Below are 16,876 nucleotides of genomic sequence, written 5' to 3' on the forward strand. Positions count from 1 at the left end.
TGGCGCGTCGGGGGTACAGACACGCACGCTCGGCGTGTTTGGGCTACTGACCGTCGATCTCGATATCCTTCAGCTCGCGCTTGAGGATCTTGCCGGTGGGATTGCGCGGCAGTTCGTCGAGGAAGATGACCTCCCGCGGCACCTTGTAGCGGGCCAGGTTCTCCTTGACGTAGAGCTTGATGGCCTCTTCGTCGACGCTGGCGCCTTCGACCTTGACGACGAATGCGCGCAGCCGGTGGCCCCACTCCTTGTCCTCCACGCCGAGTGCGGTGGCCTCCACCACCTCTGGATGGCCGCTGATCAGATCCTCGACCTCGGCGGGGAACACGTTCTCGCCGCCGCAGACAATCATCTCGTCGTCGCGGCCGCTGACGTAGAGCAGGCCGTGCTCATCGAAGTAGCCGACATCGCCAGAGGACATCAGCCCGTCGATGATGGCCTTGCCGCCGCCGCCGGTGTACCCCTCGAAGGGGAAGGTGTTGCCGACGAAGATGCGGCCCACTTCGCCCTTGGGCACCTCGACACCGTTCTCGTCGTACAGCTTGACCTTGACGCCCTTGACAACTGGCCCGACGGTGGCGGGGTTCTTCTTCAGGTCTTGCGGGCGGGCGATGGAGGCGAACGCGATCTCGGTGGACCCATAGAGGTTGTAGACCACCGGGCCCAGATCCTTCATCGCGCGGGTGGCCAGCTCGGCGCCCAGTTGCGAGCCCGACACGAAGACGATGCGCAGCTTGGACAGATCCGGCTTCGGGTCCGTCTTCTCCAACTCGTCGAGCAGCCGCGACAGCATCACCGGCACCACCACCATGGCGGTCACCTTGTGCTTCTCCAGGTCGGCCAGCACGGTGGCGGGCTTGAAGCGCCGCCGCAGCACCAGGGTGGAACCCAGCATCATGGCGATGGTGGCGTGCAGGAAGCCCAGCGCGTGGAACATCGGGGCCGGCAGCGACGTCACCTCACCGGATTTGAAGGGCACGTGCGACAGCACCCCGCCGATGGGCGCCAGCGAGGGCGGCGAGCTGCGGTTGGCACCCTTGGGGGTTCCGGTGGTGCCGCTGGTCAAGATGATGATCTTGGAGTGCTTGCCGGCCTTGGGCGGCGGCGACGTCGAGGACTGCGAGATCAGGTGCTCAAGGGTCTCGGCGTCGCTCTCCGACGGTGCGTCGTTGTCCGGGTTGGTCGGCAGGGCCCGCAGTTTGCCCAACGGGGGGTCGGCCGCCGCGACTGCCTTGGAGTACTCGTCGTCGTGAATGATCAGCTTGGCGCCTTCGCGCTCGCTGACCTCTTTGATCTGTGGACCGGAGAACTCGCTGTTGAGCAGGATCAGCCGGGCGCCGACCTTGGCCGCGCCGTAGAGCGCGATCAGAAACCACCGGTGGTTGCGGATCAGCAGCGCCACTCCGTCGCCACCCTTGACGCCCTTGGCCAGCAGCGCGTTGGCGACGGCGTTGGCCGAGTCGTTGAGCTCCTTGAACGTGATCTCGCCGTCGTCATCGATGATGGCCGTGCGATCGGGGGTACGCCGTGCATTCAGCGCCGGGATCATGCCGAACTCGCCCCACCGCCGAATGTCGGCCAGCATCGCGACGATGTTCTGCGGCGGTTCGAGCTTGAAGGCACCCGCCTCGAACATCTTGCGCGCGTAGTGCAGTTCGGCTGACCCGCGTTCGGCGAGCTGCTGTGCTTTGGCCACCGCTTGCAACGGGAGGTCAGTGAGGTTCGGCATGGCGTTCACCCTATGTGACGGGTGTCGCACCGGGGTCCGAAAACTCCCGCGCAATTAGCATGGCGGGATGGCCGGTTCGCTGCAGGTGGACGTCGGGGGCCGCGAGGTCACCGTGACCAACCCGGACAAGGTGGTGTTTCCGGACGCGGGCGTCACCAAGCTCGATCTGGTCAACTACTACCTGGCCGTCGCAGAGGGGGCGTTGCGCGGGGTGTACGACCGCCCGATGGTCCTCAAGCGCTTCGTCAAGGGCATCACCGAAGAGGCGGTGTTCCAGAAGCGCGCCCCGGAGAAACGGCCGGACTGGATCGACGTCGCCGAGCTGAAGTACGCCTCGGGCACGTCGGCCAAGGAAGCCGTGCTGCGCGAACCCGCCGGCCTGGTGTGGGCGGTCAACCTCGGGTGCGTCGACCTCAACCCTCACCCGGTGCGCTCCGGAGACCTCGACCATCCCGACGAACTACGGGTGGACCTGGATCCGATGCCCGGCGTGACCTGGCAGAACATCCTCGACGTGGCCCAGGTGGCCAAAGAGGTGCTGGAGGACCACGGGCTGACCGCCTGGCCGAAGACCTCGGGGTCGCGCGGGTTCCACATCTATGCCCGCATCCATCCGCACTGGCCGTACAAGCAGGTCCGGTTGGCAGCCGAAACGGTGGCCCGCGAGGTGGAGCGACGTGCCCCGGAGCTGGCGACCAGCCGGTGGTGGAAGGAGGAACGCGAAGGCGTCTTCGTCGACTTCAACCAGAACGCCAAGGACCGCACCGTGGCGTCGGCGTATTCGGTGCGTTCCCGCCCCGACGCCCGGGTGTCCACGCCGCTGCTGTGGTCCGAGGTGCCCGACTGCCGGCCCGAGGCCTTCACGGTGGCGACGGTGCCTGCGCGCTACGCCGAGATGGGTGACCCCTGGGAGGGGATGGACGACGCCCCCGGTGACCTGACCCAACTGCTCGCCTTGGCCGAGGAGATGGGCCCACCGGAGAAGGCACCCCGCGGCGCCCGCAAGATGCCATTGATCGAGATTGCCCGCACCAGGACCAAAGAGGAGGCGCTGGCGGCGCTGGAGACCTGGAAAGAGCGCCACCCGCAGGTGGCGCAGCGGCTGGAGCCCATCGACGTCCTGGTCGACGGCATGCGCGGCCCGAGTTCCCTGTGGTACCGCATCCGGATCAACCTCCAGCACGTACCGGAGGGGCAGCGCCCGCAGCAGGAAGATCTGGTGGCCGACTATTCGCCGTGGGAGAACTATTCCGGCGGCCAGTACCGAAGAAGCTGAATTCTCTTACTGAAGCGTTAGTGCTTACTCCCGAGTACCTTACAAACGCTGCTTACTGTCGAAGACACGGAAGTTCGATACACCGCGTCCCGAGGGGAGCAGTCACATGCCCACCGTATTCCGCTATGGCAATCCGGTCGTCGAAATCGGTGGCGCGCAGGTGCGTTCGTTGTGCCGGCAGCTCGCCACCGTCGTGCGGGTCACTGGTGACGTCGACGCCACCAATGTTGATGAGCTGATCCGTCAGGTCACCCGCTCGATCATCCGGGAGAAGCCGTTCATCCTGGACCTCAGTGGGGTGGACGCCTTCGCTCCGCTGGCCGTGGCACTGTTGACGGCCGTCGACGAAGCGTGCCGACGTACCGACGACGAGTGGATGCTGGTTCCCAGCGCCGCCGTCGCCGCGATGCTGACCGGCGAACATCCCACCGCATCGTCGGTTCCCGATGCGCTGCAATGCTTCTCGGATGCGATGACCGAGCGTCGCCGCCTCCTGCCCATCCTGGCCAAGTCGGCCTGAGTCTTAGGAGATCCCATGTTGATCGATGTTCGCTGGCTGGCATACCTCGTCAAGGGCCGTCACAGGGCCGCCGCCAAGGCTGTCTAGCTCGGCACTGATTCCAACCGGACCGGCACGCCGTTGAGTACGGCCATACCGGCCAATTTCTCGAGATCCTGGGGCTGATTGGACGTCAGTTCGTTGACGTTGGCGCCCGGCCTCTCATTCGCCAACTGCCATCCGCCGCCGCGGTGGCCCCAGCCTTGGGGCACCGCGACGGTGCCGGCGGGTACCTCGTCGGTCACCAGAACCGTGGCCACGATGGCCCCCTGATTCGACACGATGCGCACCTGCCCGCCGTCAGCGATCGCGGCGGCTGCGGCGTCGGCGGGATTGATCCTGGCCCGCTGCTGCCGGTCCCCCTTCATCAACGTCGGGCTGTTGTGCATCCAGCTGTTCTGTGACCGCATCTCGCGAATTCCGATGAGCAGCAACGGGAATGCGGGGTCGACGGGCACCCCTGCGGGCAGCCGCCGCACCTCGTCGGCGATCTGCGGGGGATCCAGACGCACCTTGCTTCCGGGCAGGCGCACCACCTTCGCCAGCACCCCGGTGGGGGCATGGTCGGCCAACACGATTCCGTGCGGGTGGGCGGCCAACGTGCGCAGGTTCAGTCCGCGTCGCCGCAGCCCGAACCGATCGCCGTAGGGGCCCAGCCGCAGCAGCACCCCCATCATGGCCCGGGGTGTCATCCGCAGGAGCCCACGGCGCTCCAGCCATGCCAGCACGGCGTTGAACCGTTCCAACGGTCCCGTCGCCAACAGGGACAGCCGCATCCGGCGGGCCAGTTCGGCATACACCTGCCATTCCGGCCTGGCCTGCCCGTAGGGTGCCAGCACGGCATCGGTGGACTGCACGAACAACGTCGGCGAACACGCCGCGAAGGCGATCGGCAGGTCGTCGCGTTCGAGCATGGTGGTACCCGGCAGGATGTAATGGGCCAGCCGGTTGGTCTCGTTGACGTACAGGTCGAATGAGACGAAGAGCTCGAGCTGACCTACAGCGGCCTCCAGCGCAGCGCTGTTCGGCACAGACAGCACCGGATTGCCCGCGACCACGAACAGTGCCCGCATCTGCCCCGGCCCCGGGGTGGTGATCTCGTCGGCCATCAGAGCGGCGGGAAAGGTGCCGTTGACGTCGGGCAGATTGCCGATCCGCGAGCGCATGGAGTCGTAGCTGAAGCTGCCGAGCCGCTCCCCGAGCTCTTCCAGCGGGATCACCGGGTGCGACATCAGGGTGCCGCCGGCGCGGTCGAGATTGCCGGTGACCGCGGTCAACGCGTCGAGCAGAAAACTCACCAGGGTGCCGTGCGTGCCGAGGCAGGCACCGGTGCGGCCGTAGGCCGATGCCGACGGCGCCGACGCGAAGTCCCGCGCCAGCGCGCGCACCGTCTCGGCGGGCACTCCGGTCCGCGCGGCGGTCTGCTCCGGCGGGAACGGCGCGCACAGCCCGGCCAGCCCGTCGAGGCCGACGGCCTGGTGCTCGACGACCTCGCGGGATTCGAGACCGTCGGCGAACACCACCTGCAGCATCGACAGCAGCAGCCAGGCGTCGGAATCCGGGCGGACCTGCACGTGCTCGTACTGACGCGCGGTCTCGGTGCGGCGGGGATCGACCACCACCACCCGGCCGCCGCGGCGCACGATGTCGGCCAGGTCGTCCTTGATGCGCGGCGCCCGTAACGCACTGCCATGGGAGACAAGCGGATTGGCCCCCAGCATGAACAGGAAATGGGTGCGGGGCAGGTCCGGGAACGGCAGCTGACTGGCCGCGCCGTAGAGCAGCTTGCTGGCCACGAACCGGCTGTTGATGTCCTGCGAGCCGGCCGAGTACAGATGCCGTGAGCCGATGCGGGCCATGAACACTCCGGGCCACAGGCTGGTGGCGTAGCCGAACGCGGCCGGATTGCCGAAGTACTGTCCGACGCTGTGCCCGCCGTGGTTGGTGATGATCGTCGACAACCGGGCGGCGATGTCGGCCAGGGCCTCGTCCCAGCTGACCTGTTCGAAGGTGCCGTCCTGGCGTCTGCGCAGCGGTTCGAGCACCCGGTCGGGGTCGTTCTGCACGTCGGTGAAGGCGATGCCTTTCGGACACGCCCGGCCGCGTGAGAGCGGGTGGTCGTGATCGGGGCGCAGGGACACCAGCCGGCCGTCGGCGACGGTGGCGATCAGACCGCACATCGGTTCACAGATACGGCAGTAGGTGATCCGCTGCTCGGCTCCTGGCGGCGATGTCGACATGAGTAGACACGCTAGGAGATGTGTCTACTCTGTGTGACGCGATTGCCACACACCACGTTCACAGGGAACCGGTAGCCTTGCGCTTCATGAGCGCCGGTCTGTTCGGGCTGTTGGACGATGTTGCCGCGATCGCCCGTCTGGCGGCCGCATCGGTGGACGACATCGGGGCTGCCGCCGGCCGCGCCACCGCGAAGGCGGCGGGGGTGGTGATCGACGACACGGCCGTGACGCCGCAGTACGTGCAAGGCATCGAACCGGCGCGCGAACTGCCGATCATCAAGCGGATCGCGATCGGCTCGCTGCGCAACAAGCTGGTGTTCATCCTCCCGGCGGCCCTGCTGTTGAGCCAGTTCGCCCCATTCCTGCTGACCCCGATCCTGATGCTGGGTGCGACCTACCTGTGCTACGAGGGCGCCGAGAAGGTGTGGGGCACGATCTCCGGCCACGGCGGCCACGCGGCACCGGTGGCGGCCCAGGGTGAGGACGCCGAGAAGTTCATGGTCACCGGGGCCATCCGCACCGACTTCATCCTGTCCGCCGAGATCATGGTCATCGCCCTCAACGAGGTCGCCGACCAGTCGTTCTTCCCGAGGTTGATCATCCTGGTGGTCGTCGCACTGGTCATCACGGCCGTGGTGTACGGCGTGGTCGCCGGCATCGTGAAGATGGACGACGTGGGACTGCACCTGACCCGGCGCAGTTCGTCGTTCGCGCAGAAGGTGGGCCGGGGCCTGGTGGCCGCGATGCCGAAGCTGTTGGCGACGCTGTCGGTGGTCGGCACGGTCGCGATGCTGTGGGTAGGCGGTCACATCCTGCTGGTGGGCGTCGACGAGCTCGGCTGGCACGCCCCGTATGCGCTGGTGCACCACGCCGAAGAGGCGGTACACCACATCGCGGGTATCGGTGCGGTGCTGGCCTGGTTGATCAACACCGCAGCCTCGGCGGTGATCGGCACGGTGGTGGGCGCCGTGGTGGTCGCGGTCATGAGCGTGCTGCCGTTCGGCAAGCACGCCAAACACGCCTGATCAGCGCAGCGCCGGGGCGGCCGCCGCGCGAACGGCGGCGGTGATGGCGGTGACGGTGGCGCTGTCGAGCTTCCAGCACTGCCAGTACAGCGGGACGTCCAAGTGGGCGCGCGAGATCCGCACGAAGGAGCCGTCGGCCAGGGCGGACGCGGCGAGATGTTCGGGATACATCCCCCAGCCCAGCCCGGCCAGGGCCGCCGCCCCGAAACCGTCGGCGGTCGGAACGTAGTGCACCGGGCGACCGATCGTCCGACGAAAAACCTTGCGCAGCAGCATGTCCTGCAGGGCGTCATCACGGTTCCACGCCAGAGAGGGTGCCTGTGACGCCGCGTCGCGGGTGAACCCGTCCGGGAGGTGGCGTGCCATGAACTCGGGGCTGGACACCGGGACGTAGCGCATCACGCCGAGCGGCTGCACCCGGCAGCCGGACACCGGTGTGCGCTCGGTGGTCACCGCCCCCATCACCTCCCCTTCACGCAGCAGCCGTGCCGAGTGGTCCTGGTCCTCGATGCGGATGTCCAGCAGCACGTCGGGCAGCCCGGTCAGCACAGCGGTGAACCAGGTGGACATGGAGTCGGCGTTGACGGCGATGGCCACCCTGGTGCGGTGCGCCGCACCGCCCGCGGTCTCGGCCAGCGCCTCGGCTTCCAAGAGCGCGGTCTGTGCGGCCAGCCGCAGCAGCGGCACGCCGGCGGCGGTGGCGCGACAGGGTTTCTCCCGGACCACCAGTACTTGCCCGACCCGCTGCTCCAGGGCCTTTATCCGCTGGCTCACCGCCGACGGTGTGACGTGCAGGTGGTCAGCGGCGGTGTCGAAGCTGCCGAACTCGATCACCGCTGCCAGTGCGGCCAGCTGATCGGCGCCCAGGCGAGCGTCAGGAGCCGGTGCCATCCCACCTCCGAGTCACAGATCGGTCACGATTGGGACTGACGGTAACCTAAGAATTCGCGGCAAACTCTAAAGAAACTCAAGCAACGTGCAGGTTTGTTCGCTTTCAGCAGAGCACTCCGCTCCATGTGCGGCGAACATCACGGCACTGCGGTGTAACGCTCCGACATCCGGGTAGATCTTCGTCTACAGCTGTTTCGAGCACGAATTCCGTTTCGGTACTTTGTTTTTCGGGACGGGAAATCGGAACCACACATAGTGGAGAGAGAAGTGATCATGAGTTTCAGTGGCAAGTCCGCACGCCGGCGCATCGCCGCCACCGCTGCTACCTGCCTCTTCGGGGGGCTGGCTGCAGCAACCGCCGTCGCACCCGCGGCATCGGCGGCGCCGGACTGCAGCCCGGCCGGCGTCAACGGCACCGTCGACTCGGTGACGGTGGCGGCACAGCAGTATCTGGCCGCCCACCCCGGCGCCGGGGGCGTGGTGTCTGCGGCCGTGACGCAGCCGCGGGATGTGGCTGCGGCCAACATCCGCAACTACTTCACCGCCAACCCCGGGGAGTACTACGAGTTGCGCGGCATCCTGGCGCCCATCGGTGACACTCAGCGTGCGTGCAATACGACGGTGCTGCCGCCGTATCTGGCCAGCGCCTACGAGGAGTTCGTCGCGGGCTGATCCGAACGCGGACGATCCGCCGCCGCGGTGCGGCGGCGGGTCGGACGCTCCTCGGGCAGCAGCTTCAATCCGGCCACACAGGCCACAATTCCGCTGAGGAACACCAGCTTCCACACAGAGGCCGACTCGGTGCCGCTGACCACGGCATAGCCGACGGTGAGTGCCGCACCGAGCCCGGTCCACACGGCATAGGCCGTCCCTATCGGAATTTCGCGCACCGCCCAACCCAAGCCGCCGAGGCTGGCGACCAGTGCCACCGCGAAGACCACCACCGCGGTCGCCTGGGTGAAGCCCTGAGACTGGCCGAGCGCCGTGGCCCACACCGCTTCCAGGACAGCACTGACGAGCAACACGACCCACGCCATGCTCAGCTCACCACCTTCAGGCCGACCACGCTGCCGACCAGTCCGAGTAGAAGCAGGCTGCGCGCCGCCGTCGCACGTTCTGCGCCGGTGACGATGCCCCACAGGACCGTGAGGGAGGCGCCGATTCCCACCCAGACCGCGTACGCGGTGCCCGTCGGCAGGTCGGTCATCGCATAGGCCAGACCGGCCATGCTCAGCGCCATCGCGACCAGGAACACCACCACGGGAACGGGCCGCCGGAATCGGTCGGAGGCGGCCAGGGCCACCGCCCATACGGCTTCCAGCACTCCAGCCAGCACCAGGATCGTCCACGCCATGGCAAGACCTCCTACGAGTCAGTCTTGTCCGGTGCGGGTACTGCTCCCTCGTCCGCGAGACCGATTTCCAGCCTCCAAGCAGCGACGATACACCGGCGTTCCAACATCGTCATGTCCCGGAAACGTGTGACTCGACGTGAGGACGGGGTACCCCGTCTGCCATGAGCAAAGAGCTGGAAAAGGGCGACAAAGTCACGTGGCAGAGCCACGGCAACACGGTGGAGGGGACAGTCGAGCAGAAGATCACCTCGGACACCGAAGCCGCCGGCCGCACAGTCCGGGCCTCGTCGGACGATCCGCAGTACCGGGTGACGAGCGACAAGAGCGGCAATGACGCCGTGCACAAGCCGGACGCCCTGTCCAAGAAATCGAGCTGAGCCTCACCGCAACGGGGCCCTGAGCTCAGGCGCCCCGGCTGTCGGTCTGCGCTCTGCGCGCCCGGGAACGCTCACGTGCCGTCATGGCTCCCCACACACCGAACCGCTCCGGCAGCTGGAGCGCGTGCTCTCGACAGGTGACCAGGACCGGGCAACCGCGGCACACCCGCTTCGCTTTTTCCTCGCGCTCCCGCAGGGCCTGGCCCCGGTGATCGTCGGGGAAGAAGATGTGGGCCGGGAGCGCGCGGCACCGGCCCTGCAGCTGCCATTCCCACACTGATTCGAGTGCCCTCGGTGGCTCGCTCATCGGCATCCTCCCCACGGCTTGGCCCAACGGATTTCGGGTATTCCCATCGTCAGTGCAGCCCGCCTCGGCGCCCACCCATCTGATCGCGGTGAATCTTGGCCAGTTCGAGTAGATGTGACACGATGGAAACATGCACGTAACAAAGGACGGGGTGAGCTGATGATGCGATCGTTCACCCTGCGTTGTCGATGGCTCTTTCTCGCCCTCGGCCGCAACCCTTTGGTCCGTGCCACCGATCGCCTCGAAGCGCTGGCCGTGCTCGTGGTTTTCGCGGTCGCGCTGATCGCCATCCCGTTCGCGTCACAGGCGGGAGACGATGCCTACGACGCCCGCCTGCAGATGATCGACCAGCAGATGCGGACCACCAATCACATCGCGGCCACCGCCGTGGGCGGCACCGCCATGGCCGCCGGCAGGTACAACCGTCCCGGCCCGGTGCGCGTCCAGTGGAAAGACGGCACCGAGACCCGCACCGCCCTGGTCAGCAACCCCACCCCGGTCGCGGCCGGAGATACGGTCACCGTGTGGACCAATTCGGCCGGCGAGGTGGTCAGCGCCCCCGAAACTCCCCAGCAGGCGCGCGCCATCGCGTCCGGCCGCGCATGGACGGTGTGGGGCTCAACGGTCGCATTCGTCGCACTGGGCGCGGCCGCCGCTCGCTTCGGCCTCGACCGGCTGCGGGCTCAGTCCTGGGAGCGCGAATTGCTGCTGCTGGCCCACAACGATGACGGCTGGGCCGACCAGAACAGCTGACTCAGGTGTGCGCTGGCGTGCCGGAAAAGCGGTCGGTGATCGCCTGGCAGAACGCAGGCAGGTCCTCCGGGGACCGACTGGTGATGACGTTGCCGTCGATGCACACCTGCTGGTCCACCACGGTGGCTCCGGCGTTGCGCAGGTCGGTGCGGATGCTGGGGTACGAGGTCAGGGTCCGGCCCGCCACCACCTGCGCCTCCACCAGCGTCCACGGACCGTGGCAGATGGCCGCCACCGGTTTACCCGACTGGACGAAAGCTCGGACGAACGCCACCGCCGACTCATCCAGTCGCAGCTTGTCCGGATTCACGGTGCCCCCGGGCAGGATCAGCCCGTCATAGTCCTCCACGCGCGCATCGCCGACGGCACGGTCCACCGACATCGTGCCCGCGGGCTCGATGTCGTGGTTGAACGCGTGGATGTCCTCGGTACTCAGCGAGAGCACCTCGACCTGTCCGCCGGCGTCGCGTACCGCGTCGCGGGGCTGCTCCAGTTCGATCTTCTCCACTCCGTCGGCGGCCAGAATGGCGATTCTGCGGCCTGACAATTCATTCGGCATCGTCGTTGACTACCCGACGACCCCACGCTGAATCAGGTCAGTGATGGCCGGGTCGGTCGTCGCCTCCGCGACCGCGATGGTGGTGGCCCACGATGAGGTCATCGGCCCCCTGCGAGTGCCGGACATGACCCACCGGGTCGTCTGCGCCGTGCTTGGCTCCGGCGATGCCCGCAGTACCCAGAGCACCCGCCACCGCCATCCCGACGAGCAGTACCCCTGCAGCAATTCTCGTTCGCATGATCGTCCTTTCCGAAGGTTGTGCACCCACCTTGGCAAGGCCACGCGCGCACCACCATTGGACTTTGGTCGGGGTTGCCGCACTGCTACGACCAAAGTCGTAGTCGCAGAGCCTCGAAAGACCCGTTGCCCACCTAGTCTGAGCAGATGTGGCCGAGACGAGCCCGCACGCTCGGCCGCCGCGAGACGGCCCGGCCGTTTCCGGTGCGCGCGGCGGTGTCGTGGTTCGTGGTGGGCAGCCTGGTGGCCATTGCGGTGATCATGGTCGGGGGGTTCTTCGTGCTGCGGGGTGTGGCGATCGACGAAGCCACCCAGGACACCCGGGAACGGGTGCGGTCCGAGGGCCGACTGGTGGAGGCGGCGGGCCTGCGGGACGGCATCCGCAACGGGGACCCACAAGCACTGCGGCAGCTCGACAGCGTGATCCGAAGCCAGGTGCTGGGCGACTCGATCGTGCGGGTGAAGCTGTGGGCGCAGGACGGCACCATCCTTTATTCCGACGAACCGGCCCTGATCGGTCAACGGTTCACGCTGGGATCCGAGGAGCGCGAACTGTTCGACACCGGTCAGGTCGACGCCGAACTCAGCGATCTGACGCAGCCCGAGAACGCCTACGAGCGCCGGGAGGACCGGTTGTTGGAAGCCCACACCATCGTGCACACCCCCGACGGCACTCCCCTGCTGTTCGAGATCTACCAACGGTTCAGCGCCGTGAGCGCCAGCGGTACCCGGCTGCTGTCGGCATTGGCACCGGTGCTGATCGGCGCCGTGGTGGTGCTGCTGTTGTTTCAGGTGCCGCTGGCCTACTCGATGGCCCGCCGGCTCCAGCGCGGCTACCGGGACCGAGAACAGCTGCTGGCCAACGCTATTGCGGCTTCCACCGGCGAACGCCGTCGCATCGCGGCTGGCCTGCACGACGGGGTGGTGCAAGATCTCGCGGGGGTGGCCTTCGGCTTGGCGCCGCTGGCAGATGCCGCGGCGCGCCGCGGCGACGAGGCCGAGGCCGGCGCGCTGCGCGACGCCGCGGTGACGCTGCGCAACGGGATCCGGGACCTGCGGACCCTCCTGGTCGAGATCCACCCCCCGAATCTGCACGCGACGGGTCTGCATGTGGCACTCAGCGACCTGCTGAGCCCGCTGCAGGCCGACGGCATCACCACCACGCTGACGATCGACGAGGAATTCGGGGACCACCCTGACGACGCACTGCTGTACCGGGTGGCCCGGGAGGCCGTCCACAATGCCCGCCTGCATGCCGCGGCGAGCACCGTCGACGTCTCGGTACACCGGGAAGAGGACACCGTGCGCCTCGATGTCGCCGACAACGGGCATGGTTTCAGCGATGACGAGCGCCGTGCGCGCACCGCCGAGGGACACGTGGGCCTCACCCTGCTCGACGAGGTGGTGACGCAGGCCGACGGCGTGCTCGCCGTGCACTCGACGCCGGGGGCAGGTACCACGGTGTCGGTCAGGATGCCACTGCGATGATCCGGGTATTGCTGGTCGACGACCACGGCGTGATCCGTGACGGGCTCGGCCGACTGATCGCCGCGCTGGACGGTATCGACCTGGTGGGGGTGGCCGCGGATGGGGCCCAGGGCGTCGCCGAACACGCCCGCCTGCTACCCGACGTTGTGCTGATGGATCTCGACATGCCGGTGCTGGACGGGATCGAGGCCACCCGTCAGATCGCCGCCGCGCGGCCGGAGACCGCGGTGGTGGTGCTCACCGCGTTCGCCGACCGCCCCCGCATCGTCGGCGCTCTTGCGGCGGGGGCATGCGGCTACCTGCTCAAGGACGTCGACTCCGCCGAGGTGGGCCGGGCGATCGTCGAGGCTGCGCACGGCGGATCTCCCATCGATCCCAGGGCCGCACACACCGCTCTCGACACCCCGGCGACCCCTGGGCCGCTGGAGCGTCTCTCACCGCGCGAGCGCGAAGTGCTGACGCTGCTGGTCGAGGGGCTGCCGAACAAGCTGATCGCTCGGCGGTTGACGATCAGCGACAAGACGGTCAAAGCGCACCTGACCCGGATCTTCCGCGTGCTCGACGTCGCCGATCGGACCCAGGCCGCGTTGTGGGCCAGCCGTAACGGCCTGTGAGCCGCCCTCAGTCCAGCCTGCGCGCCACCAACGCCTCGGCGAAGCCGTCGGCGGTGCGCAGCGCGGCCACCACCACCGGAGCCACCACCACCCGCGGGGAGAACCGCAGGCCCCGCGCCCGGCGCGCCTCCTCGACCTGCGCAACCGTCTCGATCATCAGCGGGATGGCCCGGATGGTCAGCGCCAACGCGAGGGCCACCTGGTCGACGGGAAACCCGAAGCGCCCCAACGGCCGCAGTGCTCCCGTGATGGCTCCCAGCATCTCGGTGGTCCGGGTGGTCGCGGTGACCACGGCGGCCAGCGCCACCGACAACAGCAGGATTCCGCAGACCACCACGGCCCGGCGCCAATCGGTGAACAACAGCTGGAAGGCGAAGATGAAGACCACCACCCACAGCACGGGGCGCAACTGCGCGGCCAGCACACGGATCCCGATGCCGGACACCAGCACCGCCACCGCGACCGCAGCGGTGGCGACCGCGAGCCTCAGCGGAGTGTTCACCACCACCGTCATCAGCGTGATGGCCCCGCCGAGCCCGAGCAGTTTCAGCCCCGCGGGGCTGCGGTGCAGCACTGTGGTGCCCGGGCGGTAGCTCCCCAGTACGGTCATGCCATCAGCCTGCGGTAGGCGGCCACGGCAGCCCGCGGTGTGTCGTCGGCCCGCACCGCGCCGTCGTCGATCACCACCACCCGGTCGAAATCGTGCACCAGATCCAGATCATGGGTGACCACGATCAGCCGGGTCGCCAGGCCGGCCAGGGCGTCGCGCAACATCGCGGTGTTGCGCAGGTCCAGCAGGGTGGTCGGTTCATCGGCCACCACGACGGCGGGTTCGGTGACCAGGACGGCCGCCAGCGCCAGCAGCTGTTTCTGACCGCCAGAGAGCAGATGAGCGGGATGATCGGCGTGCCCGGACAAACCGAACCGGTCGAGGACCTCACGCGCTCGCTGCCGTCGCTCGTCTCGCGACAACCGGTGGCGCGACAGGGACAATTCGATGTCCTCGGCAACGGTGGGCATCAGGATCTGCCGATCGGGGTCGGTGAAGACGAAGCCGACCTTGCGCCGGACCGCGCGGGCGGATTTCTTGGTGTCCAACCCGTCGACCCGCACCGCTCCGTGGTCCGGGAGCACTAGTCCGTTGATCATCCGCGCCAGTGTCGACTTACCGCTGCCGTTGGCGCCCAGGATCCCGACGCGGCGTTCGGTGAGCGTCAGCGAAACATCTTTCAGGACAACACGTTCCCCGAACGAGTGCGAGACCCGGTCGAAGACGATGCCCGCGGTCTCAGGCGGGGGCACGTCGACGGCGCAACGGGGTGATCAGGCCCGGGCGGGCTCGGTGCACCTGCGCGGCGACCACGGCGGCCACCACCGCTTTGGCGATGTCGCCGGGAAGATAGATGCCGTTGGTGGACAGCGCCGCCCACCAGGACAGGTCGGTGCGGATCATCAGTCCGGCGGTACCGAAGGCATAGATCACCGCCATCCCGCCGACGATGTTGATCAGGATGCCCCAGAGCACGCGGTACCGCGGGATCATCAGTCCGGTCAGCGCGCCGATGACGATCACCGCGGGCAGCCAGCCGACGAAGAAGCCCGCGGTGGGCGAGGCCAGTGACACCAGCCCGGTCCGGGCTCCGGCCAGGATCGGCAGGCCCGCGATGGCCAGGGCCGCGAACAGCGCGACAGCCAGCGCACCCTTACGGGCACCCAGGATCGAGCCCGCCAGCATCACCCCCAGTGTCTGCAGGGTGATGGGCACGCCGCTGGCACCGATGGTGATGGTGCCGGGCAGGCCGAGCGCGGCGATCAGTGCGGCGAACACCGCGGCCTGCGCCAGGTCGGCCGGGGTGATGGCCGCGCGTCGTCGCCAGGATGATCCGTTCTGCATCGACGCATTATCGTCGCTGCCCGGCCCAGACCCACCGACCCCCCTGTTCCGACCCACTTCCCGCTAGCCGGAATAGCCCGTTGCGACTAGCGGTTCCCTGAGATGGAAGCCAGCGTCGATGCCCCGAGGCAGCGTTCGCGGGAGTCTTTTGTCACCCACTTGAGCCCTGCGAAAGGTACGACCATGAGCCACGTTTCGACAACCTCGTCCACCCGCATCTCCATGGGGCTCGGCGCTGCCGCCGTCTCACTGGCGGCCCTGTTCGCACCGTCGGCCACCGGCATCGCGGCGGCGGCACCCACCCCGGCCTGTGCGGATGTCGAAGTGGTGTTCGCCCGAGGCACATTCGAGGCACCCGGTGTGGGTGACACCGGCCAGGCGTTCGTCAATGCACTCACCTCCCGGTTGCCCGGCAAGACCGTGGACGTCTATGGAGTGAATTACCCTGCTTCCCTTGATTTCTCGGCCGCTGCCAACGGCGTTGCCGATGCTGCCAACAAGATCGAGGCGGTGGCGGCCAGTTGCCCCACCACTGACATCGTGCTCGGCGGCTACTCCCAGGGCGCGGCGGTCGCCGGCTACACCACCTTCGACGCGGTGCCCGCCGGGCTGAACCTGCCCGCAGGCCTGGGCCCGATGCCGGCCTCGACCGCCGCACATGTCGACGCAGTGGTGCTGTTCGGAACGCCGGACAACTGGTTCCTGAACCTGGTGGACCGCGGCGCGCCGCCCATCACCGTGGGCCAGCAGTACTCGGCCAAGACCCTGCAACTGTGCGCGGCCGGCGACCCGGTGTGTTTTGCCGGCGGTTTGGATCGGGGTGCCCACAGCTCCTACAAGGTCAACGGCATGGCCGATCAGGCTGCCGACTTCGCAGTGGCCCATCTGGCCTCCGCGCCGTCGTCCGCCGTCTGAGCTGCTGAATCACATTGATGAAATTTTTTTGTGATTTCGGTTTATCCAATTCGTGATCTGGCAAATCGATATACAGCGATCAACCCGGTCGCTCAATGAGCCAAGGGATTTTCACCGCCTCGGAATAGGACATTCCTGATGAACACAGTCCTGTATTTCAGCCCCACTGGTGTCGCGTACGAGACCCGCGCTTTCACCAGGGCCGACATCTCCGCACTGGTTGCCGACCACGGGTTGGAGAGCCTCACCAGCGCCGACCGCCAATTCGACTTCTGGTTCGCGCCCACCGGTCGACGCTGCCAGCAGCGGGTCAACCACAGCGCCACCGAAATGCTGCTGGCAACCACCCGATTCTCGGCCAAAAACGTGCCTCTGCTGCGCGGCTCCGTGGTGATCGCGACCCACGATTCCGAGGGTGAACTCGACGGTCTGAGCTGGCAGCAGCTCGATTCACTGGCCGCCGCCATGCGCGATCTGTCCAAACGCGACGTGCGTGCCCTGGCCCGGCGCATCGGGGCGCAGACCACCCGTCGGCGCCCCGCGCCGGCCACCAAGACCGCACCGGCCGCCGCGGCACCCCAGCCCCGGGTCCGGGTGCGCTGATTCCGCCCGCGGCGAACACCGGACCCGGGTTGGTCACCGGTGGCCCACGATGGGT

At 67.8% G+C, this 16,876-nt stretch carries 21 protein-coding genes and 1 riboswitch; of the genes, 10 read left to right on the forward strand and 11 right to left on the reverse strand.

Features of this window, described 5'->3' with window-relative positions; all coding sequences use genetic code 11:
- Window positions 1–43 precede the first annotated feature (43 nt).
- Window positions 44–1,729, reverse strand: a complete 1,686-nt coding sequence (gene fadD2 / locus G6N58_RS04900; protein ID WP_115281809.1) for a long-chain-fatty-acid--CoA ligase FadD2 — start codon at window positions 1,727–1,729, stop codon at window positions 44–46.
- A 67-nt stretch (window positions 1,730–1,796) separates the two neighbouring features.
- Here fadD2 and G6N58_RS04905 point away from each other — a divergent pair, with 67 nt between their 5' ends.
- Window positions 1,797–3,005 carry a DNA polymerase domain-containing protein gene (locus G6N58_RS04905; RefSeq protein ID WP_115279509.1) on the forward strand — a complete coding sequence of 403 codons (1,209 nt, stop codon included), beginning with the start codon at window positions 1,797–1,799 and terminating at the stop codon, window positions 3,003–3,005.
- A gap of 106 nt (window positions 3,006–3,111) precedes the next feature.
- Window positions 3,112–3,525, forward strand: coding sequence for an STAS domain-containing protein (locus tag G6N58_RS04910; RefSeq protein WP_115279508.1), 414 nt, complete (start codon window positions 3,112–3,114; stop codon window positions 3,523–3,525).
- Window positions 3,526–3,608: 83 nt separating this feature from the next.
- On the opposite strand, the gene G6N58_RS04915 is transcribed toward G6N58_RS04910, so the two are convergent.
- Entirely contained in the window at window positions 3,609–5,804 is a 2,196-nt protein-coding gene (locus G6N58_RS04915) for a molybdopterin-dependent oxidoreductase (protein WP_115279507.1), read from the reverse strand.
- Between the two features lie 86 nt (window positions 5,805–5,890).
- On the opposite strand from G6N58_RS04915, the gene G6N58_RS04920 reads away from it, so the two are divergent.
- Window positions 5,891–6,829 (forward strand): DUF808 domain-containing protein, encoded by a 939-nt coding sequence (locus G6N58_RS04920; protein ID WP_115279506.1) that lies wholly within the window; start codon window positions 5,891–5,893, stop codon window positions 6,827–6,829.
- On the opposite strand, the gene G6N58_RS04925 is transcribed toward G6N58_RS04920, so the two are convergent.
- Complete coding sequence (locus G6N58_RS04925) at window positions 6,830–7,720, reverse strand: LysR family transcriptional regulator ArgP (protein WP_163907916.1); 891 nt, start codon at window positions 7,718–7,720, stop codon at window positions 6,830–6,832. It abuts the gene before it with no gap.
- A 273-nt stretch (window positions 7,721–7,993) separates the two neighbouring features.
- Here G6N58_RS04925 and G6N58_RS04930 point away from each other — a divergent pair, with 273 nt between their 5' ends.
- Window positions 7,994–8,392, forward strand: coding sequence for a heme-binding protein (locus tag G6N58_RS04930; RefSeq protein WP_068918841.1), 399 nt, complete (start codon window positions 7,994–7,996; stop codon window positions 8,390–8,392).
- Here G6N58_RS04930 and G6N58_RS04935 read toward each other — a convergent pair.
- Together G6N58_RS04935 and G6N58_RS04940 are read right to left on the reverse strand one after the other, a co-directional pair.
- A complete protein-coding gene (locus tag G6N58_RS04935; RefSeq protein WP_115279505.1) occupies window positions 8,368–8,757 on the reverse strand; it encodes a DMT family transporter in 390 nt (129 codons plus the stop codon). The genes G6N58_RS04930 and G6N58_RS04935 overlap by 25 nt on opposite strands.
- 2 nt (window positions 8,758–8,759) lie before the next feature.
- Window positions 8,760–9,074 (reverse strand): DMT family transporter, encoded by a 315-nt coding sequence (locus G6N58_RS04940; RefSeq protein ID WP_068918843.1) that lies wholly within the window; start codon window positions 9,072–9,074, stop codon window positions 8,760–8,762.
- Window positions 9,075–9,086: 12 nt separating this feature from the next.
- Window positions 9,087–9,152: riboswitch (guanidine-III (ykkC-III) riboswitch) on the reverse strand.
- Window positions 9,153–9,235: 83 nt separating this feature from the next.
- Here G6N58_RS04940 and G6N58_RS04945 point away from each other — a divergent pair.
- Window positions 9,236–9,451: a hypervirulence associated TUDOR domain-containing protein gene (locus G6N58_RS04945; protein ID WP_115279504.1), complete on the forward strand. Its 216-nt coding sequence runs from the start codon at window positions 9,236–9,238 to the stop codon at window positions 9,449–9,451.
- 25 nt (window positions 9,452–9,476) lie between these two features.
- Here the strand turns inward: G6N58_RS04945 and G6N58_RS04950 are convergent, their stop codons facing one another.
- The gene (locus G6N58_RS04950) at window positions 9,477–9,758 is read right to left on the reverse strand and encodes a WhiB family transcriptional regulator (RefSeq protein ID WP_272866085.1); all 282 of its coding nucleotides are present in this window, start codon (window positions 9,756–9,758) and stop codon (window positions 9,477–9,479) included.
- A gap of 159 nt (window positions 9,759–9,917) precedes the next feature.
- Here G6N58_RS04950 and G6N58_RS04955 point away from each other — a divergent pair, with 159 nt between their 5' ends.
- Entirely contained in the window at window positions 9,918–10,511 is a 594-nt protein-coding gene (locus G6N58_RS04955) for an Rv1733c family protein (protein WP_147289355.1), read from the forward strand.
- Window position 10,512: 1 nt separating this feature from the next.
- On the opposite strand, the gene G6N58_RS04960 is transcribed toward G6N58_RS04955, so the two are convergent.
- The gene (locus G6N58_RS04960; RefSeq protein ID WP_115279502.1) at window positions 10,513–11,070 is read right to left on the reverse strand and encodes a type 1 glutamine amidotransferase domain-containing protein; all 558 of its coding nucleotides are present in this window, start codon (window positions 11,068–11,070) and stop codon (window positions 10,513–10,515) included.
- A gap of 37 nt (window positions 11,071–11,107) precedes the next feature.
- Window positions 11,108–11,308 carry a hypothetical protein gene (locus G6N58_RS04965; protein WP_147289354.1) on the reverse strand — a complete coding sequence of 67 codons (201 nt, stop codon included), beginning with the start codon at window positions 11,306–11,308 and terminating at the stop codon, window positions 11,108–11,110.
- A gap of 146 nt (window positions 11,309–11,454) precedes the next feature.
- Between G6N58_RS04965 and G6N58_RS04970 the strand changes: the two genes are divergently transcribed.
- Entirely contained in the window at window positions 11,455–12,795 is a 1,341-nt protein-coding gene (locus tag G6N58_RS04970) for a sensor histidine kinase (protein WP_115279501.1), read from the forward strand.
- On the forward strand, window positions 12,792–13,409 hold the full coding sequence (locus G6N58_RS04975; protein WP_115279500.1) for a response regulator: 618 nt from the start codon (window positions 12,792–12,794) through the stop codon (window positions 13,407–13,409). Before G6N58_RS04970 ends, G6N58_RS04975 begins: the two co-directional genes overlap by 4 nt.
- A 7-nt stretch (window positions 13,410–13,416) precedes the next feature.
- On the opposite strand, the gene G6N58_RS04980 is transcribed toward G6N58_RS04975, so the two are convergent.
- The 3 genes from G6N58_RS04980 to G6N58_RS04990 are packed head-to-tail and all read right to left on the reverse strand — an operon-like array spanning window position 13,417 to window position 15,303.
- On the reverse strand, window positions 13,417–14,019 hold the full coding sequence (locus tag G6N58_RS04980) for a CbiQ family ECF transporter T component (RefSeq protein WP_115279499.1): 603 nt from the start codon (window positions 14,017–14,019) through the stop codon (window positions 13,417–13,419).
- Window positions 14,016–14,711, reverse strand: coding sequence for an energy-coupling factor ABC transporter ATP-binding protein (locus tag G6N58_RS04985; RefSeq protein ID WP_115279498.1), 696 nt, complete (start codon window positions 14,709–14,711; stop codon window positions 14,016–14,018). The genes G6N58_RS04980 and G6N58_RS04985 overlap by 4 nt, the downstream gene beginning before the upstream one ends.
- Entirely contained in the window at window positions 14,698–15,303 is a 606-nt protein-coding gene (locus G6N58_RS04990) for a biotin transporter BioY (protein WP_115279497.1), read from the reverse strand. The genes G6N58_RS04985 and G6N58_RS04990 overlap by 14 nt, the downstream gene beginning before the upstream one ends.
- A gap of 183 nt (window positions 15,304–15,486) precedes the next feature.
- Here G6N58_RS04990 and G6N58_RS04995 point away from each other — a divergent pair, with 183 nt between their 5' ends.
- Both G6N58_RS04995 and G6N58_RS05000 read left to right on the forward strand, forming a co-directional pair.
- Entirely contained in the window at window positions 15,487–16,218 is a 732-nt protein-coding gene (locus tag G6N58_RS04995) for a cutinase family protein (protein ID WP_435406166.1), read from the forward strand.
- A gap of 138 nt (window positions 16,219–16,356) precedes the next feature.
- Entirely contained in the window at window positions 16,357–16,821 is a 465-nt protein-coding gene (locus G6N58_RS05000; protein WP_115279495.1) for a hypothetical protein, read from the forward strand.
- The last annotated feature ends 55 nt before the right edge of the window (window positions 16,822–16,876 follow it).

Origin of the sequence: Mycolicibacterium tokaiense, from assembly GCF_010725885.1 — a bacterium.
Classification (GTDB): Bacteria; Actinomycetota; Actinomycetes; order Mycobacteriales; family Mycobacteriaceae; genus Mycobacterium; species Mycobacterium tokaiense.